Source organism: Marinobacterium sp. xm-d-530 (assembly GCF_013283365.1).
Taxonomy (GTDB): domain Bacteria; phylum Pseudomonadota; class Gammaproteobacteria; order Pseudomonadales; family Balneatricaceae; genus Marinobacterium_E.
Genome location: NZ_WBYM01000005.1, coordinates 156,589 through 180,095, shown reverse-complemented (window position 1 = coordinate 180,095; position 23,507 = coordinate 156,589). Strand labels below are relative to the sequence as shown.

At 46.7% G+C, this 23,507-nt stretch carries 19 protein-coding genes; 15 read left to right on the top strand and 4 right to left on the bottom strand.

All coding sequences use genetic code 11. The annotated features are described in order from the left end of the window. Positions 1 to 2: 2 nt before the first annotated feature. From XMD530_RS11555 to XMD530_RS09755, 8 genes are all read left to right on the top strand, one after another. The gene (locus XMD530_RS11555) at positions 3 to 1,736 is read left to right on the top strand and encodes an ATP-binding protein (protein ID WP_173498574.1); all 1,734 of its coding nucleotides are present in this window, start codon (positions 3 to 5) and stop codon (positions 1,734 to 1,736) included. Between the two features lie 11 nt (positions 1,737 to 1,747). Continuing rightward, positions 1,748 to 3,097, top strand: a complete 1,350-nt coding sequence (locus XMD530_RS09785; RefSeq protein WP_173498573.1) for a sigma-54 dependent transcriptional regulator — start codon at positions 1,748 to 1,750, stop codon at positions 3,095 to 3,097. A gap of 93 nt (positions 3,098 to 3,190) precedes the next feature. Continuing rightward, positions 3,191 to 4,195 carry a TRAP transporter substrate-binding protein DctP gene (gene dctP / locus XMD530_RS09780; RefSeq protein WP_173489195.1) on the top strand — a complete coding sequence of 335 codons (1,005 nt, stop codon included), beginning with the start codon at positions 3,191 to 3,193 and terminating at the stop codon, positions 4,193 to 4,195. A 51-nt stretch (positions 4,196 to 4,246) separates the two neighbouring features. Beyond that, the gene (locus tag XMD530_RS09775) at positions 4,247 to 4,882 is read left to right on the top strand and encodes a TRAP transporter small permease subunit (RefSeq protein WP_173489196.1); all 636 of its coding nucleotides are present in this window, start codon (positions 4,247 to 4,249) and stop codon (positions 4,880 to 4,882) included. 1 nt (position 4,883) lies between these two features. Then, positions 4,884 to 6,287, top strand: a complete 1,404-nt coding sequence (locus tag XMD530_RS09770) for a TRAP transporter large permease (protein WP_173489197.1) — start codon at positions 4,884 to 4,886, stop codon at positions 6,285 to 6,287. A 150-nt stretch (positions 6,288 to 6,437) separates the two neighbouring features. Continuing rightward, positions 6,438 to 8,261, top strand: a complete 1,824-nt coding sequence (gene edd, locus XMD530_RS09765) for a phosphogluconate dehydratase (protein ID WP_173481072.1) — start codon at positions 6,438 to 6,440, stop codon at positions 8,259 to 8,261. Between the two features lie 14 nt (positions 8,262 to 8,275). Further along, complete coding sequence (locus tag XMD530_RS09760) at positions 8,276 to 8,911, top strand: bifunctional 4-hydroxy-2-oxoglutarate aldolase/2-dehydro-3-deoxy-phosphogluconate aldolase (protein WP_173481071.1); 636 nt, start codon at positions 8,276 to 8,278, stop codon at positions 8,909 to 8,911. Positions 8,912 to 9,236: 325 nt separating this feature from the next. After that, complete coding sequence (locus tag XMD530_RS09755) at positions 9,237 to 9,665, top strand: hypothetical protein (protein ID WP_173507100.1); 429 nt, start codon at positions 9,237 to 9,239, stop codon at positions 9,663 to 9,665. Here the strand turns inward: XMD530_RS09755 and XMD530_RS09750 are convergent. Further along, the gene (locus XMD530_RS09750; RefSeq protein ID WP_173507099.1) at positions 9,653 to 10,498 is read right to left on the bottom strand and encodes a D-hexose-6-phosphate mutarotase; all 846 of its coding nucleotides are present in this window, start codon (positions 10,496 to 10,498) and stop codon (positions 9,653 to 9,655) included. The genes XMD530_RS09755 and XMD530_RS09750 overlap by 13 nt on opposite strands. 224 nt (positions 10,499 to 10,722) lie before the next feature. On the opposite strand from XMD530_RS09750, the gene zwf reads away from it, so the two are divergent. Together zwf and pgl are read left to right on the top strand one after the other, a co-directional pair. Next, the gene (zwf, locus tag XMD530_RS09745) at positions 10,723 to 12,192 is read left to right on the top strand and encodes a glucose-6-phosphate dehydrogenase (RefSeq protein ID WP_173489200.1); all 1,470 of its coding nucleotides are present in this window, start codon (positions 10,723 to 10,725) and stop codon (positions 12,190 to 12,192) included. A gap of 18 nt (positions 12,193 to 12,210) precedes the next feature. After that, complete coding sequence (gene pgl, locus XMD530_RS09740) at positions 12,211 to 12,897, top strand: 6-phosphogluconolactonase (protein ID WP_217362056.1); 687 nt, start codon at positions 12,211 to 12,213, stop codon at positions 12,895 to 12,897. Between the two features lie 195 nt (positions 12,898 to 13,092). Here pgl and XMD530_RS09735 read toward each other — a convergent pair whose 3' ends face one another. Next, positions 13,093 to 14,073, bottom strand: coding sequence for a glutathione S-transferase family protein (locus XMD530_RS09735; protein WP_173481067.1), 981 nt, complete (start codon positions 14,071 to 14,073; stop codon positions 13,093 to 13,095). A gap of 198 nt (positions 14,074 to 14,271) precedes the next feature. Between XMD530_RS09735 and tpiA the strand changes: the two genes are divergently transcribed. Both tpiA and XMD530_RS09725 read left to right on the top strand, forming a co-directional pair. Beyond that, positions 14,272 to 15,027, top strand: coding sequence for a triose-phosphate isomerase (gene tpiA / locus XMD530_RS09730; protein WP_173481066.1), 756 nt, complete (start codon positions 14,272 to 14,274; stop codon positions 15,025 to 15,027). A 106-nt stretch (positions 15,028 to 15,133) separates the two neighbouring features. Further along, positions 15,134 to 16,045: an MBL fold metallo-hydrolase gene (locus XMD530_RS09725; protein WP_173484031.1), complete on the top strand. Its 912-nt coding sequence runs from the start codon at positions 15,134 to 15,136 to the stop codon at positions 16,043 to 16,045. Between the two features lie 4 nt (positions 16,046 to 16,049). Here XMD530_RS09725 and XMD530_RS09720 read toward each other — a convergent pair whose 3' ends face one another. Both XMD530_RS09720 and XMD530_RS09715 read right to left on the bottom strand, forming a co-directional pair. Then, entirely contained in the window at positions 16,050 to 17,744 is a 1,695-nt protein-coding gene (locus XMD530_RS09720; RefSeq protein ID WP_173494484.1) for a ShlB/FhaC/HecB family hemolysin secretion/activation protein, read from the bottom strand. Beyond that, entirely contained in the window at positions 17,725 to 18,510 is a 786-nt protein-coding gene (locus XMD530_RS09715; protein WP_173484029.1) for an amidohydrolase family protein, read from the bottom strand. The genes XMD530_RS09720 and XMD530_RS09715 overlap by 20 nt, the downstream gene beginning before the upstream one ends. A gap of 229 nt (positions 18,511 to 18,739) precedes the next feature. Between XMD530_RS09715 and XMD530_RS09710 the strand changes: the two genes are divergently transcribed. Genes XMD530_RS09710 through XMD530_RS09700 form a run of 3 tightly spaced genes read left to right on the top strand, consistent with a single transcriptional unit; the run spans position 18,740 to position 23,490 of the window. After that, positions 18,740 to 19,348, top strand: a complete 609-nt coding sequence (locus XMD530_RS09710) for a biliverdin-producing heme oxygenase (RefSeq protein ID WP_173506087.1) — start codon at positions 18,740 to 18,742, stop codon at positions 19,346 to 19,348. Further along, entirely contained in the window at positions 19,341 to 20,954 is a 1,614-nt protein-coding gene (locus tag XMD530_RS09705) for an ATP-binding protein (RefSeq protein ID WP_173507098.1), read from the top strand. The genes XMD530_RS09710 and XMD530_RS09705 overlap by 8 nt, the downstream gene beginning before the upstream one ends. Continuing rightward, entirely contained in the window at positions 20,947 to 23,490 is a 2,544-nt protein-coding gene (locus tag XMD530_RS09700) for a GAF domain-containing protein (protein WP_173507097.1), read from the top strand. The genes XMD530_RS09705 and XMD530_RS09700 overlap by 8 nt, the downstream gene beginning before the upstream one ends. The last annotated feature ends 17 nt before the right edge of the window (positions 23,491 to 23,507 follow it).

Genomic DNA, 23,507 nt, shown 5'->3' with positions numbered 1-23,507 from the left:
TAGTGACACGAGAAATTCGAAATCGTTCTTCAAGAACTAAGGTGGCTGTTGTGCTGTTTAGTGCGTTGATGTCTGCACTGATCAGTTTTGAACTTGCCTATAGATTTTACTTAGACATTGAAACAGAGAGAGCGATAGCGGCGGGTCAACAGAGTGCTTCAAATCTTGAGCACATTCTAGGCCAGCACTCCCCACTGGTGTTTGCGGTCTCTATAGATCAGCGCTCACGTGATGCCATGAAAAGCAGTGACACTGAATCGGTCAGTCGATGGCTCAAGCAGTTAGCCGAAAAAGCTGAGCTAGAAACACTCTATTTAATGGATGTTAATGGTCAAACAGTAGCAGCTTCAAACTTTGATAAGGTGGGAAGCTTTGTAGGGCAAAACTATGGTTTTCGCCCTTACTTTTCCGAAGCGATTGCAGGCAATATGGGTACTTTTTTTGCTATCGGAGTCACGACAGGTAACCCAGGATACTTCTTATCCCTACCAATAGAGGAGGGTGGTCACGTCGTTGGTGTAGTGACTGCTAAGGTGGGTGTTTCTGATTTTGAAACGCTTTGGAACGGAGAGTTTTTGGAAGGGTTTATTACCACCGAGGATGATGTTGTTATTTTGACCAGTGATACTAGCTGGCTCTATAAATCGGTCTCTTCATTATCAAGTTCACAATTGCAGTTGATTAAAATGAAACGTCAGTTTGCTGACCGAGAGATTACTTCACTACCGGCTCTGTTCTCTGACGGCTTTGCTCAGATCAATGAAAGAGAGTGGATACATCTCTCTTATCCACTAGAGCAAACGGGTTGGACTTTGCATACACTCAGGCCAACGGCTTTGGCTCAATCACAAGCAACGCTTGCTGCTTTTATCGTGACCAGTGTTGCTTTGAGTCTAATATCGCTCTTCCTAGCATTTCGAACCAAGCGTGTTCGACAACAGTTATTCCTCAGTGAGCAGACACGAAACGAGTTGGTTAGTGTGAATAATCTTTTAGAGTCAGAAATCAATGAGCGTAAACAAGCGCAAACTGCATTAGCTAGAGCTCAATCTCGATTGATTCAGACGGGACGAATGGCTGCGTTGGGTCAGCTTTCAGCATCTGTAATACATGAACTCGGTCAACCGCTCTCTATGCTAAAAAACTACCTGGTTGCAGCTGAAATCAATGCTAGGAGTGATACCGATAAGGTGTTAATTTCTCAATTACACGCCGTATCGGATCGTATGCAATCGACGACAGATGAGCTACGTAACTTCTCACGTCCAGATACTACACCAGCAGTAGAGGTTGATCTGGTTAAGGTCATTTCCAGTGCTCTACAACTCACCCAAAATGTGATTAATAAATTAGAGGCTAGAGTTGAGCTGAAGTTACCGCAGAGGGCGGTGATAGAAGAGGGGCGCAGCCAGCGTCTTGAACAGGTCGTTATAAATTTAATCACAAATGCCTGCCGTGCAATGTCGAGTGTCGATCAGCCTACTATCGAAATAGAACTGGTGATGATGGGTGAGAATTGGCAGTTAAGAGTGTCGGATAATGGCTTGGGATTTGGCGGTAAAGACCCTAAAGTACTGTTCGAAGCATTCTATACTACGGCTACAAAAGGTAATGGACTGGGATTGGGGTTGGCAATTAGTGCAGCCATTGTTTCCGAACACCATGGCAAGATTTGGGCTAATGAGTCGAAATCGGGTGGTGCGGAATTTTTTGTCGAATTGCCACAAAAAGCATAGGAATCTGTCGAATGTCTGATATGAGAGTGTTGATTATCGATGATGAAGAGGATGTAAGGGCCTCGTTGGCACTTCTGCTTAAGAGCTCTGGGTGGCATGTTACACAACTCAGTAATGCCCAAAACCTTCTTCATGACATTAAACAGATTGAGCCTAATCTGGTCATTAGTGATGTCAGAATGCCAGGTGTTAGTGGTTTGGATGCCTTCCTAGCACTGGACAGGGAGGAGAGTAATCCACCTTTTATTTTTGTCTCTGCCCATGGTGATATCGATATGGCTGTTGAAGCTATGTCAGCTGGCGCCTATACCTTCCTTGAAAAGCCTTATGACCCTAAGCGCCTATTGCTAGCAGCTCGCCATGCCGGACAGCAATTTAAATTGTCCCTGCAAAATAAACAGCTCAAAGACAAAGTCGAACAACTCTCTAAAATCGAAAATATTTTACTTGGACAAAGCGATCAGATGATTCATTTGCGACAGCAGATACATGAATATGCTTTGGCTGATAATCCAATCATGTTGTTGGGTCAAACAGGCACCGGTAAAGAGCTAGCTGCTCGTGCTATTCACTCACTTTCTGATCGTTCCGATGGGCCATTCATCTCAGTCAATTGTGCTGTCATTGATAGTGATAGGTTTTCGGCGCTTATGTTTGGTGATGGTGATCAGCCGGGCTATGTGGAACTGGCTGAAGGGGGGACTCTCTTCTTAGATGAGGTTGTGGAACTCTCGCAGCTGCATCAGGCTCAGTTACTCCATCTTATAGAGCACAATGGTTATCAAAAGTTTGGCAGTACTAAAACAGAAGCAGCCGACATTCGAATACTCTCTGCGACAAATCTGCACCACACCGAGCTTGAGTCGAACCTTAGGTCAGATCTGCTTTACCGTTTAAATGGTTTGACCATTAATCTACCAGCCCTGACTGAACATCTAGAAGATGTTCCGATGCTTTTTCAATATTTTACGTCCAAGTTTTCAGATGCCTATAACTCGCAACTGGAGCCCCTGAGCAGTTCTGATATTAGCTGGTTAATGAGCCACTCTTGGCCTGGAAATGTCAGAGAGTTGATGCATCTTGCTGAACGAAGGGTGTTGATCTCTCGTGAGAATACGAAGTCAGTGGCCGATGCGGCAAATATCAAAGATCCCGCTTTGAAAAGTAATACCAAGTTAAGGCCTGCACTGGCCAATTTTGAAAGGGCGTTGATCGAGAGAGTGTTGCGCGATTGTGAGGGTCGAATGGATGAGGTGGCTGAGGTGCTAGGGATCGGCCGTCGTACACTCAATGAAAAAATCGTGAAGTTGGGGTTGGACAAAGACCAAGTGCTTGGTGCTGGCGGAAATCCGCAGGCTTAATCCATTTCATTGGCAATTTTCTTCATAGTGCTGTTTTTGTGACTAGGTTAATGTCTTCTTCGTGTTATTTTTTAATCAAAACCGGAGAAAACAATGCAAAAGAAACTGGTTACTGCAATTGCCCTGACAATGGGTGCAACGCTATCACTTGAAGCCTTTGCGACTGAATGGAATGTCAGTCTTTGGGGTAAGCGCCGCGCCTTCACTGAGCATGTCGAAAAACTGGCGGAGTTGGTTGAACAGAAAACCGATGGTCAGTTCAAACTGAATCTTTCCTATGGTGGTCTATCCAAGAACAAAGAGAACCTTGATGGTATCTCTATTGGTGCTTTCGAAATGGCGCAGTTCTGTGCCGGTTACCACCCAGACAAAAACCCATCAATTACAGTAATGGAACTTCCATTCCTAGGTGTCAGTTCGCTTCGCCAAGAGGCTGACATCTCTATGGCTGTCTACAACCATCCAGCCGCCAAGAAAGATCTAGATCGCTGGAATGCTACGCTTCTAATGCCATCTCCACTGCCGCAGTACAATATCCTTGGTAAAGGCGAAGCGCCAAGTACGCTTAAAGACTTTGAGGGCCTAGCCGTGCGTGCAACAGGTGGTATCGGTGCTGCGATGCGTGAAGTAGGTGCGGTTCCAAGTTCTATGTCGGCTTCTGAAGTTCGTCAGGCATTGGATAGCGGTGTCATCTCTGCAGCCTCTTTTGCTCCTCACGCTCACATGTCATTCGGTACAGTGGAAGTGGGTGAGTGGTGGACGACCAACCTAAACCCAGGATCAGTAAACTGTCCTGTTGTTGTCAATTCAGACGCACTTGCGGATCTGTCTGAAGAACACCGTGAAGCGCTTCTCAGCTCTGTTGACGAGTCACTGGATCACTACATCAGCTTCTATGAGAATAAAACGATGGCACGTTGGTGGCCAACGCTTGAAGAGCGTGGCATCAAGCAAGTTAGCTTCTCAGATGATGCTCTTGCTGCCTTCCGTGAGCGCGTAGCGGCGCCTGCTGCAAAAGCTTGGTTAGCTGACATGCAAGCCAAAGGTGTTGATGGTCAAGCGTTGCTTGATCTTGTTGAATCTGAATTAGCTAAGTAATTAGCGGTTCGCAGGGGGCTTTTGCCCCCTTTTTTTATTGTTGGAGAGAGTATGTCTGGTAGCGCTTCCGTTTTAACAGATAACTCACTGCTCAGTCGAATCGACCAGCGTCTTTACAAACTAGAGACGGGGTTGGCTCTTTTGGGCGGTTTTACCGTGTTGGGTCTGATCATTCTAGCGGTTGTGTCCGTTGCAGGGCGTAACCTGTTTAGCCAGCCCATACCGGGTTACATTGACTGGATTGAACAGTTCATGCCTCTGATTGCCTTTATGGGTATTGCATACACTCAACGTGATGGCGGCCATATACGCATGGATATGCTGGTTAATCAGTTGAAAGGTCGGGTTTTGTGGTTCGTAGAAGCCTTAACGACTCTCATTATCCTTCTGTTAGTTATTTTATTGATTTGGGGTTCATGGTCCCATTTTGAACGCAGTTTCGATTTCTCTGCGCCTCTTTGGTCTAGGGATTCTACGATCGATATAGGCTTGCCTCTTTGGCCCGCTAAGTTACTAGCCCCCATTGCGCTCTCTGTGCTCTCTATTCGTTTGGTACTGCAAATATGGGGTTTTGCTAGAGCCTTCGTTTTAAATCAAACCTCTCCCGTCGCTGTGCCTTTGACTGAAGATATTGAAACACAGGCTCGCAAAGAGGCGGATCAGCTAGAAGAGATGGGAGGTCAATGAGATGACCAGTATTGAGATTGGTATCGTCGTTACCGGAGGTTTGTTGCTCGCTGTCGTTTTTGGCATGCGTGTTGCCTTTGCTTCAGCCGTTGCAGGTATGATTGGTTTGATTTGGATCTTTTGGGCGAAAAAGTCGTTTGACCCAGAGGACTTCACTTGGGCGTTAGGTGTGGCCGCTAAGACAGCAGGGCAGGTGCCTCACTCTAAAATCTCCAGTCAGGCGCTTTCCCTTATACCGACCTTTATTTTGATAGGTTATTTAGCCTATTACGCGGGTTTGACAAAGTCGTTGTTTGAAGCTGCAAAGCGTTGGGTAGGTTGGATGCCTGGTGGTATGGCCGTTGCAACGGTGTTTTCAACGGCGGGTTTCTCTGCGGTATCGGGAGCCAGTGTGGCAACCTCAGCTGTCTTTTCCCGTATAGCCATCCCCGAGATGTTAAAGCTGGGTTATGACAAGCGCTTTGCTGCAGGTGTCGTTGCAGCCGGCGGTACTTTGGCTTCGTTAATTCCGCCCAGTGCGATTTTGGTTATCTATGCCATCATTGTTGAGCAGGATGTTGGACAGCTGCTGTTAGCCGGCTTTTTGCCGGGCGCGGTCTCTGCACTGATCTATGTGGCTCTGATTGTTGGTATGGCTCTTTTGATTCCTAAACTCGGTCCACCGATTAAAGGTTACAGTTGGAAGGAGAAACTTAAATCGCTACCACCTGCACTGCCGATTGTTGCAGTCGTTGCGGTGATTATTCTTTTCACCTACAACCCATTTGGTGAATCTTTGGGTACCCCGACTGAGGGCGGTGCGATTGGTGCTTTTATTGTGTTGGTGATGGCGATTGCTAATGGCATGACCTTTAAACAATTGACCAAAGCGATCTTAGATACAGCCAAACTCTCGGTCATGATGTTCACCATTATCTGGGGTGTGTTGATCTACGTTCGATTCCTAGGTTTTGCTGACCTCCCTTCGGCGTTCTCTGATTGGATTAATTCACTCGATCAGTCACCTTTCCTAACCTTGGCGCTGATTCTGTTGGCTTATGCGGTATTGGGTATGTTTATGGACGCGATTGGCATGATGTTGCTAACGTTGCCTATCGTCTATCCAACTGTCATGGCACTGAACGGTGGTGAGGCCGTATCAGCAGCAGACAGTGTGTTTGGTATGTCAGGGCCAATGTGCGCGATCTGGTTTGGCATATTGGTGGTTAAGATGGCGGAGTTCTGTTTGATTACACCACCAATAGGCCTCAACTGCTTTGTCGTTGCCGGAGTTAGGGATGACTTGAGCGTACAGGATGTCTTCAGAGGGGTAACACCTTTCTTCATAGCGGACGCCTTTACGATTGCCGTTCTGTTTATGTTTCCATCCATTGTACTTTGGTTACCTTCTTTGGCAGCCGGTTAAGCAAAGTGCCCCATTATAAGAGCCGCATCCGCGGCTCTTTTTATTTTTATTACGTAATTTATTTAATTTTTTCTTGTTAGATAGATGGTTCCACTCTAAAATGTAATTAAATTACATATAAGAACGCCTTTAGGTGCAGAGGAGTGGGAAGTGGTACATCCTAAGTTAGCTGAAGTTACTGAACGTATAGTTGAAAGAAGCCGTGCTTCACGTGCTGACTACGTCGCTCGTATGGAAGCCGCAAAAAGCTCTAAAGTAACTCGCTCTACACTCGCTTGTGGCAACCTTGCTCATGGCTTTGCCGCCTGTGGTGAGCAAGATAAAAACACCCTAAAGATGATGGAGAGTGCCAACGTCGGCATTATCTCTGCTTACAACGACATGGTTTCGGCGCATCAGCCTTTCCAGCACTTTCCTGAACTGATTAAACAAGCGGTCAATGGCATGGGTGGCGTTGCACAGGTGGCGGGTGCTGTGCCTGCAATGTGTGATGGTGTGACTCAGGGTCAAGATGGCATGGAGTTGAGTCTATTCAGTCGCGATACCATCGCCATGGCTACCGCGGTTGGTCTATCGCACAACATGTTTGATGCTGCCCTTTGCTTAGGGGTGTGTGACAAGATTGTACCGGGTCTGTTGATTGGTGCGCTTAGCTTTGGGCATCTTCCTGTTATTTTTGTACCGGCAGGTCCTATGCCGAGTGGTTTGCCTAACAAAGAGAAAGCGCGTATTCGTCAGGAGTATGCAGAGGGTAAGGTAGGTCGAGATGCGTTGTTGCAGTGTGAATCAGACTCTTACCACAGTGCGGGCACCTGTACATTCTATGGTACAGCGAACTCAAACCAGCTATTGATGGAGGCGATGGGTCTTCATCTGCCGGGTTCATCATTCATCAACCCTTACACACCGCTCCGTGACGAGTTGACGAAAGCCGCTGCTGAACAGGTCTGTCGTATTACCTCTTTGGGTTCTGATTACCGTCCGCTCTATCAGGTGATCGATGAGAAGGCGATTGTAAACGGTATTGTGGCACTACTGGCTACCGGTGGATCTACCAACCACACCATGCACATCATTGCGATGGCTCGTGCAGCCGGTGTCATTGTGAACTGGGACGATATGTCTGATCTATCTGATGTAGTGCCTCTATTAACCCGTATCTATCCCAACGGCTCTGCTGATATCAACCACTTCCAAGCGGCCGGTGGCATGTCTCTTCTATTCCGTGAGCTGCTTAGTGCAGGTCTGTTGCACGAGGATGTTCTGACAGTGACGGGTAATGGCCTAAAAGACTACACCCAAGAGCCTTTCCTAGAAGAGGGTAAATTGGTTTGGCGATCAGGCCCTGAAGCCTCTTTGGATGCAGAGGTTATCTCAACTGCAAAAGCGCCGTTCTCCAATAACGGTGGGGTTAAAGTGATGCGCGGTAACCTTGGTCGCTCAGTGATTAAGGTTTCGGCAGTACCGACAGAGAATTACGTCGTGGAAGCGCCTGCTGTGGTGCTTCACGAGCAGGATGATCTTAAAGCCCTCTATGAAGCGGGTGAGCTCAATAAAGATTGTGTAGTGGTTGTTCGCTTCCAGGGGCCTGCGGCTATCGGTATGCCTGAACTGCACAAGCTGACGCCCTTCTTAGGATCTCTGCAAGACAAGGGGTACAAGGTTGCTCTGGTGACAGATGGCCGCATGTCAGGTGCATCTGGCAAGATTCCAGCGGCGATTCACCTAACACCAGAAGCTCTGCACGGTGGTGCTATTGCTAAGATCCAAGACGGTGACCTGATTCGTCTTGATGCGCATACCGGTGAGCTGACGCTGCTGGTTGATGAGGCTGAGTTGGCGGCACGTGAATGCGCGACTCAGGATCTATCGGCCCACCAGTTCGGTATGGGGCGTGAGATGTTTGCAGGCATGCGTTCTCTAGTATCAGGTGCGGAAGAGGGTGCCTCTATCTTCTTCGGAACTAAACAGTAAAAGGATTTCGAATAATGAGCATTAATGTTGATGCGTTGTTAACCACCTCTCCGGTCATGCCCGTTCTTGTCATTGAACGCGTGGAAGATGCTGTGCCCTTGGCAGAAGCATTAAAAGCGGGTGGTTTAAAGGTTCTTGAAGTGACTTTGCGCACCGATTCAGCGATTGAAGTGATCAAAGAGATTGCTGACAAAGTCGACGATGTCATTGTCGGTGCGGGCACGGTGACTAAACCGGAAGAGTTTCAACAGGTTCAAGAGGCTGGCGGCATGTTTGCCATTAGCCCTGGTGCAACTGATGCTCTGTTTAAGGCGGGCTTGGAATCTGATATGCCCTACCTACCAGCAATCAGCTCGGTTGCCGAGATGATGCGTGGTATGGAATTTGGTTTTGAGGCGTTCAAGTTCTTCCCAGCGGAAGCTGCGGGTGGGCCTAAGATGCTTAAAGCGATTTCGGGTCCATTCCCACAGGTTCGTTTCTGCCCAACGGGTGGCATTAATGAAAACAACTTTACCGATTACTTGAGCCTGCCCAGCGTTAACGTGGTTGGCGGTTCATGGGTAGTACCAACCGATCTGATTGATGCAAAAGATTGGGACGGTATTACCAAACTAGCTTCAGACGCAGTGGCTAAGGCCTCTGCACTGTAGACCTCCTGTTTCCTAAAGGTCGTGGAAACTGAGTGCATCTGCACTCCTTTCGCCGCCCCATCCCGGGCGGCTTTTTTATGTCCAGGACGGACGGTATCCTGCGAGCGCAGGACGCGCAGGAGCAGGGCATGTCCAGGACGGACGGTATCCTGCGGTTCCACGGATGGAAAGGAGCAGGCGTTGGAGCCTTATCGTAGATGAGGCGATCTAAGGTGACAGGCCTTCAGCCTGTCATCCGCGGGTCAACTTTATAGTCTATCTGGAAAACGCGGAAAGAGTGGATGTCAGGCTAAAGCCAGACACCAGTTCCGTTAGCAACTATCTTATGAAGAGCATCGCGGCCTTTGCAAGACCGCTCCGACATTTCGCATTGAGCTGTTGGAGCCTTATCGAAGATGAGGCGATTTTCCTCGCGGCCTTTGCAAGACCGCTCCAACATTTCGCATTGAGTTGTTGGAGTCTTATCGTAGATGAGGCGATTTTCCTCGCGGCCTTTGCAAGACCGCTCCGACATTTCGCATTGAGCTGTTGGAGCCTTATCGAAGATGAGGCGATTTTCCTCGCGGCCTTTTCAAGACCGCTACAACATTTCGCATTGAGTTGTTGGAGCCTTATCGAAGATGAGGCGATTTTCCACGCGGCCTTTGCAAGACCGCTCCAACATTTCGCATTGAGTTGTTGGAGCCTTATCGAAGATGAGTCGATTTTTCGAAAAGCATCGCGGCCTTTGCAATACCGCTCCTACGCTGCGTAAATCCCTTGCCTTAGGGTAAAACTTTCACCCGGTTCGATGCGGACCTTATCTTCCATCGCATTGGCCGCTTCAATACATAAAAAGCCACGGTAGTGCTCGGCGCCTATATCCGCCATATTGTTAGCCGTCTCTTTTCCTGGGTTCCAAACCACTGTGGTACCGCTGTTCTGTTTGTAGATTCGTGTTTCTAGGTTCTTGTCATTCAAGATCAGGCAATTTGAATCGTCAAAATAGACTCTATCCGTTGGCTCTGTTAGATCGACCGAATCTCGATCTTCCGTTGCGCGCGCGAAACCTTTTAGCTTATCGGCATAGTCCACACCCTTCAGACCCGCAATACGGGCATTGTCTAGATCAGAGATAGGGAGGTAGGTATGCAGTGCCTGTGTGATCTCTATCGGTTGATTGCCAAGATTGGTAGTAATCAGTTCAACGCTGAGTTTGTCGGTCAGAGTGACCTTTATCGCTAGGCTGCAGTCGTATGGGAATAGGGGATTCGCAACGCTGTTCTCAAGTCCAAGCGTAACAGAGGCAAACTCCTCGTGATCTTGAGCATCAACCAGAGTCCAAGTTGACGTGCGCGCAAAGCCGTGTGCAGGTCTACTCTCATCGCTTGGGTGTGCACCAAACCAAGGCCAACAGACTGGGATGCCACCGCGTATCGACTTGCCCGCCTCTAAGTTGGCTTTAGGGCTCATCCAGAGCCGCTCCTCGCCATTGGATTGATAGCTTAGTATGTGCCCTCCTGAAAGGGAGATGATGGCAAGGTCACTCTTGAAAGTCAGTTGAACAGCGTCTAGCTGCTCTTTGAAACGGGTAATATCGATGCTCATATTGGATTACGTATAAAAATTACAAAAAAGTTAACAGTCTGTTAAGTGTATCAGTTTCAAGGAAAATAGTAGGTTTTACTGCTCTAATCACCAAAATGAAAGGGGTATAGTGCATTTAAATATAAAATTAGCTCATCACTTTTGTAGATCATTTGCTACAAAATGTACTAAAATTACATAAATTTTTTACATTTACTCTTTCCACCTCCAAAGGAGTGTAGCTCATGAACGATGCAATGCATCAAGCCTGTGATTTTGTTCTGTTCGGTGCCAAGGGTGACCTGGCAATGCGTAAGCTATTTCCTGCGCTATTCCAGCTCGACAAAGCGAAGCTACTGAACCCTGAGTCTAAGATCATCGGCGTTGCACGTGCGGATTGGGACCAGGCTGCCTTTGTTGAAGCGGTGGAAGCGACACTGGTTCGATTTTTAGCGCCTGGTGAGATGAGCTCTGAAGAGTGGCAACGTTTCTCAGCGCGTCTTGATTACGTTCAGGTCGATATGACCTCCGCCGATGATTTCAAGAAGATCAAAGCTAAACTTGATGACAGTCGAATCATGGTTAACTACCTTGCAACACCGCCTGCTGTGTTTGGTGACATCTGTAAAAACCTCAGCAGTGCAGAGTTAATCAATGAGACGACGCGTATCGTATTGGAAAAGCCGATTGGTCACGATTTGGCGAGCTCTAAGGTGATCAACGATACGGTTGCTCAATACTTTAATGAGAACCGTATCTACCGCATTGACCACTACCTAGGTAAAGATACGGTTCAAAACCTTATTGCCCTGCGCTTTGCCAACAACCTGTTTGGTTCACAGTGGAACAACTCGGCAATCGATCACGTTCAGATTACGGTTTCTGAAACCGTTGGTCTTGAAGGGCGTTGGAGTTACTACGACAAAGTGGGGCAGATGCGTGATATGGTTCAAAACCACCTGTTGCAACTTCTCTGTATGGTCGCAATGAACCCGCCGAGCAAACTGGATGCAGACTCGATTCGCGATGAGAAAGTCAGAATTCTGAAAGCCCTTCACCCAATTAATTCTTCCAATGTCAATAAACGTGCCGTTCGTGGTCAGTACACAGCCGGGTCTATCGGTGGTCAAGCGGTGGTTGGCTATGGTGAAGAGGAGGGTAGTGCTGCGACTAAGTCCAACACTGAAACCTTTGTCTCTCTACGAGTCAATGTCGATAACTGGCGTTGGGCCGGCGTACCCTTCTACCTGCGTACCGGTAAACGTATGCCGCAAAAGATGACCGAGATCGTGGTGGTTTATAAAAATAACCCACACTTTATTTTTGATCCTAAGCAGCGTGACATCGTCAACAATCGTCTGGTTATTCGTCTTCAGCCAGATGAGGGGATTCGTCTTCACGTGGTCACTAAACAGCTGGGCATGCACCAAGGCATGGATCTACAAAACCGTGCGCTCAACCTGGACTTCAGCGAAAGTGATCCTAACCAACGAACTCCGGATGCTTACGAGCGTCTGCTTCTAGAATCGATGGTCGGTGATCAGTCACTGTTCGTTCGTCGTGATGAGATTGAAGCCTCTTGGACTTGGTGTGACGAGTTGATTCAGGCATGGAAAGATGTCGGTGACGAAGTGAAACCTTACAACGCCGGTACCTGGGGACCTATTGGTTCAATCGCTCTGATCGAGCGTGATGGTCGTTCTTGGCACGAGTGAGGTTTAATGATGTCCAATATGTTTCAATTTGATACACGAGAGTCACTTGAATGTCGTTTAACGGAAGAGATAGTCGCGCTATTAAAAGCCGGAATTGAAGAGCGTGGCCGTGCGACACTGGTCGTATCGGGTGGTCGGACACCGGCGGCACTATTCCAATCGCTCTCTGTACAAGAACTCGATTGGTCTAAGGTTTGGATTACTCTGGCTGATGAGCGTTGGGTTCCCGATACCCATGAAGACAGCAATGCTCTATCTGTAAAAACACACTTGCTACAGAATCGAGCGGCGGCTGCGCATTTTATTCCTCACTTTAATGACGCTGAGTATCCCTGTTCTGGTCAAACCAAGCTAGAAGAGGTTCTGAGTGAACTTCCAAAAGAGTTTGATGCCGTGATTTTAGGCATGGGCGAGGATGGTCATACCGCATCATTCTTTCCCAATGCACCAGAGCTAACGGCAGCGTTAAACCCTTATGGTTTTAAAGCCTGTATGGGTGTGACTCCGCCCGTCGCTCCCCATTTGCGTATGACATTGACCTTGCAAAGGTTGTTGCACGCTAAACGTATCTTTATTCACCTTTGTGGCGATTCAAAACTGCCGGTACTTGAGCAAGCGATGGGTGAGGGCGACACCGAAGAGATGCCTGTGCGCGCTGTTCTACGCCAAAGCAAAACCCCTGTCGATATCTACTGGGCTCCCTAACCCGACAGCATGTTGGAGCGGTCTTGAAAGGCCGCGTTGATATTCATTCGATATCAACTAGCAACACCGCTGTCTGGCTTTAGCCTGACATCCACTCTCTCCGCGATTTCCAGATTGTCGGTAAAATTGACCGGCGGATGACAGGCTGAAGGCCTGTCACCTTACATCGCCTCATCTAAGATAAGGCTCCAACAACTACAAAAACTCGCGTCCGTGTGGCGCCATCAGATCAAACTCTGGACCGTAGGAGATGATGCCATGCGGATTTATAGTCGGGTGGCTGCGGTAGTAGTGGTGTCTGATATGATCAAGGTCACAGGTCTCTGCTACTCCGAGCTGCTGGTAGATGTCACGCATATAGTTCGATAGTGCCGGGTACTCTGCGATTCGTTTACGGTCACACTTAAAGTGTTGAACATATACTGGGTCAAAGCGAATCAAAGTCGTGAAGAGTCTGATATCAGCCTCGGTTAACTGATGACCCACTAAGTAACGACGAGTGGTTAGCCTCTCTTCCAGTCTGTCCAGATGCTTAAAGAGATTCACCACCGCTTCATCGTAAGCTTCTTGAGTCGTTGCAAAGCCTGCTTTATAGACACCATTGTTAACGGGTTCGTAGATGAACTCATTCCACTGATCAATCTCCGCTTGGAGCGATTCAGGGTAGAGATCCAGATCATTTGCGCCAATCTCGTTAAAACCTGAGTTGAGCATACGAATAATTTCTGAGGACTCATTGCTAACAATGGTCTGATTCTGTTTATCCCAAAGTACTGGAACTGTTACCCGACCGGTGTACTCTGGATCGCACTGGGTATAGATCTGGTGCATAAACTGCTTCTGATTGACACGATCACTGGTTGCAGCTGGAAAGTCTGAATCAAAAGTCCAGCCTTGCTCAAGCATCAAGGGGTGCACCACATCAAATGAGATCTGGTCTTGTAGACCCTTGAGTGCTCTGACGATTAGAGTTCGGTGTGCCCAGGGGCAGGCTAATGAGACATAGAGGTGGTATCGACCCGGTTCAGCTTTAAAACCTGCATCACCCGTTGGGCCTTCGGCACCATCAGGGGTAACCCAGTTTCGATATTGCGCCTCTGTTCGAATAAATTTTCCATTGGATGATTTAGTGTCATACCACTGATCATACCACTGACCGTCGATTAGAAGTCCCATTGAGTGATTGCCTGTTTAATCATTAATCTTATTAAGCACTACGACAAAGAGCTCCAACCTGTTTAATGGTCCGCAAAGAAACTCTTAATTATAAGAAAGATAGATTGATATAAAATGCTCTTCTAGGCAACTAATGGTTGATCCGGCTCTCTAGGCTTATTAAGCTGTCTTTTTTGTTTGGATCTAAGGAGTTACGTGATGAGACGCCCCCTAATTATGGGTAACTGGAAAATGAATGGATCGTTGATGACCAACGAATCTCTATTGACTGGTTTGGCCGATCAGGTCGCTTCTCTAAAAGGTGTTGATATCGCGGTCTGTCCATCCTTCATTTATATTCCTCAAGCACTGGAGTTAACCGCCGACACCGCCATAAAAGTGGGTGCGCAAAACCTAAGTGATCAAGAGAAAGGCGCTTTCACCGGTGAAGTGAGTGGTGAAATGATCCGTGATCTTGGCTGTGCTTATGTACTGACGGGGCACTCTGAGCGTCGCTCTCTCTATGGTGAAACCAGTCAATTGGTGGCAGAAAAAACGCTTAAAGCACTAGAGCTCGGCCTTGTACCGGTTCTCTGTATCGGTGAAACACTGGAAGAGCGTCAATCGGGTCAAATGAATGCTGTATTAGAAGAGCAGGTCAATGCGGTTGTCGATCTATGTGGTGCAGACACTTTTGCACAAATTGTGATTGCCTATGAGCCAGTCTGGGCGATTGGTACCGGCGAAACTGCGACACCACAACAAGCTCAGGATGCTCATGCCTTTGTTCGCAGTTTGATAGCCAAACACAACACTGATATCGCTGATCGCGTGACCATTCTTTACGGTGGTAGCATGAACGACAAAAATGCTGCAGAGCTACTTGCTATGGCTGACGTTGACGGTGGATTGGTCGGTGGTGCATCCCTTAAAGCTGACAGCTTCGCGACGATCTGTCGAGCCGCTGCAAACTGATCACATAAACCCTTATCAGGGTCTGGCCTTCAGCCTGACCCTCACTCCATGGGAAATCGCCTCATCTACGATAAGGCCCCAACCACTCAATCCAATGGGTTCCTAAATGATTAAACCACTCCTCGCTATTTTAACCTTAGCAATAACATCTCTGGTTCAAGCTGATGAGTTACAGGTCATAGAGGTGGCTCCAAATACCTATTCTATTGTGGGGCCGCTGACCGATCGATCTCCCGAAAATTTCGGAAACAATGCCACCTTTGGTTTTGTAGTCTCTGACCAGGGGGTTCTGTTGATTGACTCAGGTGGTAGCTGGAGAGGGGCTGAGAAAATCGAAGCTACGATCAAAACAGTCACCGATCAACCGGTCATTAAAGTGATTAATACCGGTGGCCAAGATCACCGCTGGTTTGGCAACGACTATTTTGCGCAACAGGGCGCTGAATTGATCAGTAGCACTGCGACCCAAACCGATCAGAGGGCTCGTGAAGCTCAGCAGGTCATGCGAATTACTAACTTGATTGGTGACGCCTATCAAGGCACAAAACCTGTCTACGCCAATACGCTTTTAGACTCAGAGAGTACCCTCACACTGGGTGATCGATCGGTTCAGTTTATTCCGGTCGGTCATACTCATACTCCGGGTGAAAACTTTGTCTGGTTACCTGAAGTATCCGCTCTCTATACAGGCGATACGGTGTTTGTTGATCGGATGCTTGGTGTGGCCTCCCAATCACAACATCTAACCTGGATAGAGGCGTTTGAGGTGATTGAGTTGTTAAATCCTAAGGTGATTGTTCCGGGCCATGGAGCACCAACAACCTTGGAAAAAGCTAAGGCTGATACCCTTGATTACCTCAGGTTTCTGCGTGAACAAGTGGGTGAGTTGATTGAAGAGGGTGGTGATATGCAGAGTGTGTCATCCATTGACCAGAGTGCATTCAGTTATTTGAACGTCTACGAAGAGATCCACGGGCGCAATGCACAGCGTGTCTTTGAAGAGATGGAGTGGGAGTGACGCTTTAAAACTCCCATTTCAAATTCAGTAGTGTGGTTAAATCGCCCTGTTCGGTGTTCACCCCTTGAGTATTCGATAGTGCTTGAGCGACAGATAAGTCGAATTGAAGTGACTCATGGACTCTATAGCTGGAGGCGACGCCCCAATCATAAGCAGATATTCGGTTATGGGACTCCAATGGGCTACCATTGATGTCGGTATTGTTGCTGCGTCTCTCCAGTTTTGCCCAGTCGATAAAACCACCAAATCGCCATTGATCGTTCAGCCGTTTAATAATATCTACACGAACCAGCGCGCCTTGATCGACAATCAACTCGTCAGCACTGAAACCCCGAAGTCCCTGAGACCCGCCTGCAATTAATCGTTGACTGTCATCTAAGTTGTTAGGGCTCATTTGGCCTTGTAAATGGGTCAATACTTGCCAGTTATCGGCTAACCGTTTTCGATAGGTTAAGAATCCACTGAATGTTTTGAATGCACCCGCAGTATTAGCATTTGCTAGGTCATGACCGCGGTTGGGTGAGCCCTCAAGGTCAGTGTTACCCAAGGTGGTTTGAAGTCGATACGTGAGCCTATCTTTGTGTAAGGCGCGGTTTCCATCGAGCGTCAGTCTCAATGTGTTTACTTCGTAATCGCTGTCTGTCAGTGAAGAGTTGTTGATTATTGAGCTCTCCTCAAGCAAGCGTTGTTCTGCGATGCCTGATAGGAATAGATTGCTGCCAAGGGTTCTAATCAGTGGGTGACGAACGCCTAAAGAGTAGGAGATTGATTGATGTCGTTTGCTGTCTGTATCGGCCGAAAGCCTTCCTGCTTGCAGGTCTAACGTCGTTCCTCGAAGCCCAATGGGCCCTCTATAAGCCATACTAAGAAATTGAGACTGGGTACTATTAATGGCGTTCAGGTAGCCAGCACCACCCCGTTGAAATGGGCTAGATAGCATCGATGTTAAAACGGCTTGCTCTTCACCCGTTCCATTCAGACCCTGGTTGTTTAGATCAATGGATCCAGAGAATCTGTCACTGTTTTCTATCCAGAGTTCTAGCTCCTGATCCCCGTCATCGTTTGCTTGCAGTCCGCCTGATACGCTGATGCCATGCATATCTATGGTCAGTAACTGCTGACGCTCTCGTTCAGAGAGTATCAGCGGTGCCCCTTCAGACCCTGGAAGAGAGGCGACTGCTTCGACACGCTCAAGTGAGACATTAAAATGATCTTCAAAACCATGATCTAGTATTGCCCCGACAAAATTTGACTCGTGTATCTCAAAAACAATCGTTCCGTTTTTAGCATCCTGTGGAGGGATGCGCGCCATAGCCGCAATGTCATGTTGACGATAGGTGTCGGTGATCAGATCCGTCAGCTCAAGCAGTTGCTTAGGGGTGAACGCTCTCTCCTCAAAGGGCGAGAATGCTTGATGCAGATACTTGATATCGATGCTGCTTACGCCGGTAAACTCAAACCCTTTGACGTACAAGCTGGGATCACCTGAGGTAGCATCTGGCAACTTAAAACGACGACGATCTACCTCACCGACAGAGGGTAGGTAGATGGTTGGAAATTGACTCTGAAATTGATTCAACATGACACCGGTGGTGACATCGGCGAATAATGCTTGCGAAGATAAAGAGCAACTTAGTCCCAGTGTGATAAGAGGTATCAGTGAGTGATAACGCGGTTGTCTAATCTGAAATGGAAACATCAAATAGCCTCTCCGCATTTTCGTAAGCAATTTTTTTAGCCACCTCTGAAGGCAGTGTACTTAACCAATCTCGTGTATCCAGAGTGTAAAGCGGCATCTTCTGCCACTGATCCAGGTTGAATGTATCCGCTCCTAAGGTGAATCGATTAGGGTTAGCCAGTAGAGCCTTTTCCCACTCAGGGTTGAAGCCTCCCCAGGTAACAATCTCTGGTCTAAAGGATAGATCAGCCCAGAGGTTTGGGTATTGATCAAATAGTCCAGCCAGATCACTAGGGGCTTCAAACCCAGCGTGTGCCCAGAGTACCTTAGCCTCGGGCCACTGCAGAAAGATCTGTTGCATCGCCTGACGATCGCCATGCAGGTGCAACACTAAGTTGTACTCTTTGGCTAAAGCCACTAACCGTTTTGACACGGGTGTCTGCATCTCATCGCCAAACGCATGAAACTCACCAATGGCGAAGTAATGGTTCTGTTTGAGCTGTGTCTCTAAATATTCAGTGACCGACTCATCATGCATCCAGGTTCTTAATTCACCACTTTTTCGAAAGGGGCGAAGTGCTGGCAGCACAAGATCAGGCGCCAAGCTCTTTAATCGTTGAGTGTTGTCATCACCGCTGCTTGAAACAAGGGCCTTCTGGATATCGTACTGACGAAGAAGAGAGACGACTCTCCGATCATCAAATTCATCCTGTGTTTTATCGTTGTGGTGAACGTGCGTATCGAAAATAGGAATATTAGAAGCCCAGCTAGTTAGGCTTAAAGTCATCAGTAAGGGTGCAAAGAGAGATTTCATTTCAGCATTTACGTCGATAGTTGTTAGCCAGATTGTTCTATTAAAAAATCAATCCGCATGTGAAAACTTGGCATCGAATTTGCTTATAAACAACAAAAACCTGGCTTTGCAAATTTTTGATCTATGGTTAAGTCAGACAATAAAAATAGTTTCGAGCAGTACAGGAACTTTAAGTAACATATAAAACAGAAGGACTTTAGCAATGCTCCATGTTAATGCGTCAGAATGTTTGAAACAGTCTACGAATGCATCTCACAGATCCTTAGATGCTCACCCTATCCTTAGATCTTTAGTGCGACCTACTCTGAATGAGCGAGAATATACTCTCGCTCTAGTTGCACTGGAACATTGGATTAAAAAACATCTACCTCTCTTTTTGAATCATTCCAATGAAGCGTTAAAACAGCGTGTTTCTGAGCGTTACTCTTGGTTAATTCAAGATCTTAAGTCTCTGAATGCGTTGGATTGCATTATTGAATCTGAACCTTTTGAAACTCATCACAACTCTCTATCTGAGGTGCTAGGCGCGATTTATGTCTTTGAAGGCGCTTCATTAGGGGGGAGGGTGTTAGCACCGCTCATAGAGCGGAGTTTGAATAGACATGATGTGACCCACTTTTATAACGGGTACAGAGATAACACCTTCGCGCTTTGGAAAGCGACGCAATATGAACTCGATTCTCAGCTCATTGAACCCCAGCAAATTGAGACGGCAGTTGAATCAGCTAAAAAACTATTTTTAAGCATGAGTGACTCTCTAGATATTGTCAGTCACTCATATTTTAAATTGGATGAGGTGGCAAATGGCTAGTCAAAAAAAGACCGTTAAAGTCGAGCCTGAAATTGCTACAGAATTGAATGAATCAGAGCTAAGCCAATCACGTACTGAACAGTTAAAAGTCATAGCAACATTAAGTCATGAACTACGGACGCCGCTGCATGCCATCATGGGCCTAGCTGAACTCTTGCAATCGGAACAGATGTCTCCAATGGCGAAACGGCATGTTGATAAAATAAGTGTGGCGTCGAACGGGCTTCTTGACTCACTGAACAAGGCGATCGAAGCGGCAAGAAGTGAATCGGGTGCTGTTGTCATCAATCCCGTCACAACCGATATAACGGACCTTATTGAAAGGACCGTTAAGACGTTCTCAATTGCTGCTGAGGGTAAGGGAATTGAACTCGGTTTGATGATTGATCCGAAATTATTCAGACAAAATGTTGAGGTCGATGGTGTTCACCTTCAGCAAGTTTTAAACAATTTGATCGGTAATGCGATCAAATTTACCGATAGCGGTTCGATTGAGTTTTGGGCTGCACTAAAGGGGCAGATTGGATCAGAAGTAGAGATCCATTTCTCGGTCATTGATACCGGAATTGGTATTGATCAAAAAGATATACAAAAAATTCTTTCGCCCTTTGGTCAAGTGGTTGATGTTCAAAAGGGGAGGCCGTTAGGTTCAGGGTTGGGTTTGGGCATATGTTTAGACATAGTCCAAAAAATGGGTGGAAGCCTGGTTCTGAGATCTGATTTAGGAAAGGGGACTAAGGCCTCTTTTCAATTGAGGCTACCTGTCTCTCAGTCAATAGCTGGTTCAGCGCCCCTTAAATTTAGATCAGACCCGATCGTGGCGGTTGTTGCTGATAAATCAGTTAAGTTTGAAATCATTGAGACCTTCTTAAGGGATTGGGGTGCCTCGGTCATCAGAGTCCAGTCTTTCAAACAGCTAACCAAGACAAACATTGATGCGTTGGTCGTCTCAGAGAAAATTGCGATTCAAGAGAATCATCTCTGTAGGGATTGGACGTTAAAAATCCTTGAGGGACGAATAGCGATCATTCGATCTGAGAATAGTGCTTTTCCACCAGGCTTGGTCGATCGAACGGATGAAATTTTTGAGCCTATTTTGCCAAGCCTGTTACACGACTTTTTTGCAAAAAGTGGTTTAAGTGATTCAGTTGCTCAACAGGTTAAATTAAAAGCAGAGAGCCCCCCTCAAGAGTTGATGTTGAAGGTGCTTGTTGTAGACGACAGCATGACCAATCTAATCCTTCTTAAATCACAGTTATTAAAGATCGGAAAGGTCGATGTGGTTTTGGCCAAAAATGGTGCTGAGGCTGTTGATAAAGTGGAATCAGAGAAAGACTTTCACCTAGTGTTTATGGATTTCAATATGCCGATATTAGATGGACCTGAAGCCACTAAACAACTTAGGGATAAGGGGTATGACCTTCCCATTATTGGTCTAACGGCACTGGATTCTTCATCTATTGAGCTCACCAATACGGCGCATCTATTTAACGAGATACTCAATAAACCCGCGGGAATGACTGCCATTGAAGCCGTTCTTAATAAGGTTCGCCTGAATCAATACCAACCCGTGATTAATGAAAACGAGCAAAAACATTATGTCTAACGTCGTCAAACTGAATACACAATACGATTTGAGTACCTGTGAAAAAGAACCCATTCACCTGTTGGGACGCGTACAGAGCTTTGGTTATTTTATCGCGTTCAACTCAGATTGGGGCATCATTGCCGCTTCCGAAAATGTCACAGAGCTGTTTAAGGTACCCGTGGATAAGATGCTGGGTCGAAATTTAGAGACTCTATTCGATAAGACTGAAGTGAATAGGATTAAAGCCACATTCCTCGGCATAAATGGCTCTGATCATTCTGAGAGACTCACAAACATTGATCTGTTTAAAACAGGTCAGCTATACGATCTGGCGATCCATTTATCGGGCAGCACCATAGTGGTTGAGCTTGAAAAGAGTGTTGATAGTTCTTCAGATCAACTTCAGGTCCTCAAGCAGATGATCAGAAAAGTAACAGACACTGATAATTTAGAGGATTTGCTCTCAATTTCGGCCGAACACGTCTCAACGTTAACGGGCTTTGATAGAGTCATGGTCTACCGATTCCATGGAGATGGTAGCGGAGAGGTTGTCGCTGAGCATCGCAATGCATCCGTCGATTCCTTTATGGGTCTTAGATACCCAGCATCGGACATACCACGACAAGCCAGAGCGCTTTACAAAAGAAACCTCACCCGTTTGATTGCTGATGTACATGACACGGGCGTGCCGATCCATCCGCAACACGCCAACATTGATCTTTCGATTAGCTCAACTCGTTCTGTATCGCCTGTTCACATTGAGTATCTAAAAAACATGGGTGTTGCAGCGTCTATGTCTATTAGCATTCTTGTTGACGGTGAACTTTGGGGGTTATTCGCGTGTCACCACTATTCAAATAAATACGTATCGCTGTGTGATAGAACAATTGCAGAGCTCTATGTTGAGTCCTTGGCATTGGAGCTAAGAGTAAAGCTTAACAGCCAAAGTCACAGTGATACTGAGCTCTCCCGACAGCTGCATATGAAATTGGTGACAAGCTTAAACAATGATCTGTCACTCTTTGATAACCTTAAATCGCATGTCAATTTTATTCATAAACTCATTCCCTCCGATTCCATGGTGCTGGTGGTCGGAGGTGAATACCAAGTGGCCGGAGATCCGATTAGTTCTGAAGATATCCAACTGCTTGTAAAACGACTCAATCATTCATCACAAAGCGGTATTTTTAGTGTGGAGTCACTGCAAGAGTGGCTCAATGATGATCTCACAATCGCTGATCGTTTTGCTGGTATGTTAGTGGTTCCGATGTCTAGAAGGCCTAAGGATCTGCTTATTTTTCTTCGAAAAGAGGAGCCGCAATCGGTGAGCTGGGCTGGCAATCCTGAGAAGCCAGTTGAGCTAGGACCAAACGGTATTCGTTTAACACCAAGAAAAAGTTTCGAAGCTTGGATCGAAATGAGAAAGGGGTATTCAGCCCCTTGGACAGATCAACAAATCGCCTTAGCTGAACAGATCAAGACCGTACTGTTGGAAATAATTGTACGTAACTTGGATGATTACAACCGCATAGCCAGTGAAGCGCAAAGTCAAAAAGATATGCTCATACACGAACTTAATCACCGAGTTCGTAATATTCTTGGGTTGATATCAGGGATTGTCTCGCAGACATCGACACAAGATTTATCAATTAAGGATTTTCAATCGATTTTAGGGGGACGTGTGCAATCTTTAGCCATTGCACAGACGCATTTAACTGAAAAAAATTGGAATTTCGCTCCGCTCACAATGATTCTCGACAATGAAGAGAGAGCTTTAGTGGCGAAGACTAATCTCATGAAACGATCAGGTCCTGAGGTCAAACTGAGTCCTAAAGCCTTCACGACTATGACCATGGTGATTCATGAGCTTTTAACCAATGCCGTTAAATACGGCGCGGCTAAATCTGAAAATGGTCAAATAAATTTGAACTGGCAGATTCACCAAGGGGAACTGCATTTATATTGGCGCGAATCAGGTGTAACGATCGAACAGTCACCCTCACAGTTTGGATTCGGGTCGGTCATTATCAATCGATCTATTCCTCATGATTTGGGCGGGGTAGCCAAGATTGAGTATCAACGATCCGGTGTGGTTGCAGAATTTGTCATACCTGCGATGCATTTTGAGACTGCAGAAGCAGAGCATAAGAGCGACTCTACATCGAGTGAGGCAGTATCTATCATTCACAAGGGGCAACCGGATAAGGAGAGTGTTCTCATAGTCGAAGATAATATGATCATCGGATTTGAGTTGGAGAGAATGCTGCAGGCAATGGGTTACAAAAATATTGAGTTAGCTGCAACCGTTCAAGAGGCGCATGAATCGATCAATAAAAAGATTCCAGGTTTGGCGGTTTTGGATATCAACTTGGGCGATGAGTCGAGTGAAACGGTCGCAGATTGTCTTCGGAATAAGAGTGTGCCTTTCATCTTTGTCACTGGCTATAGCTCCGTTAAAGATGGCTTTAAGAAGAAGCATGCAAATGTTCCTGTTATTGAAAAACCCTTTAGTAGCTCTGTAATACAGGCCGCCATTCAGTCGCTGGAGAGTTGATTGAGTAACTCAGCTAA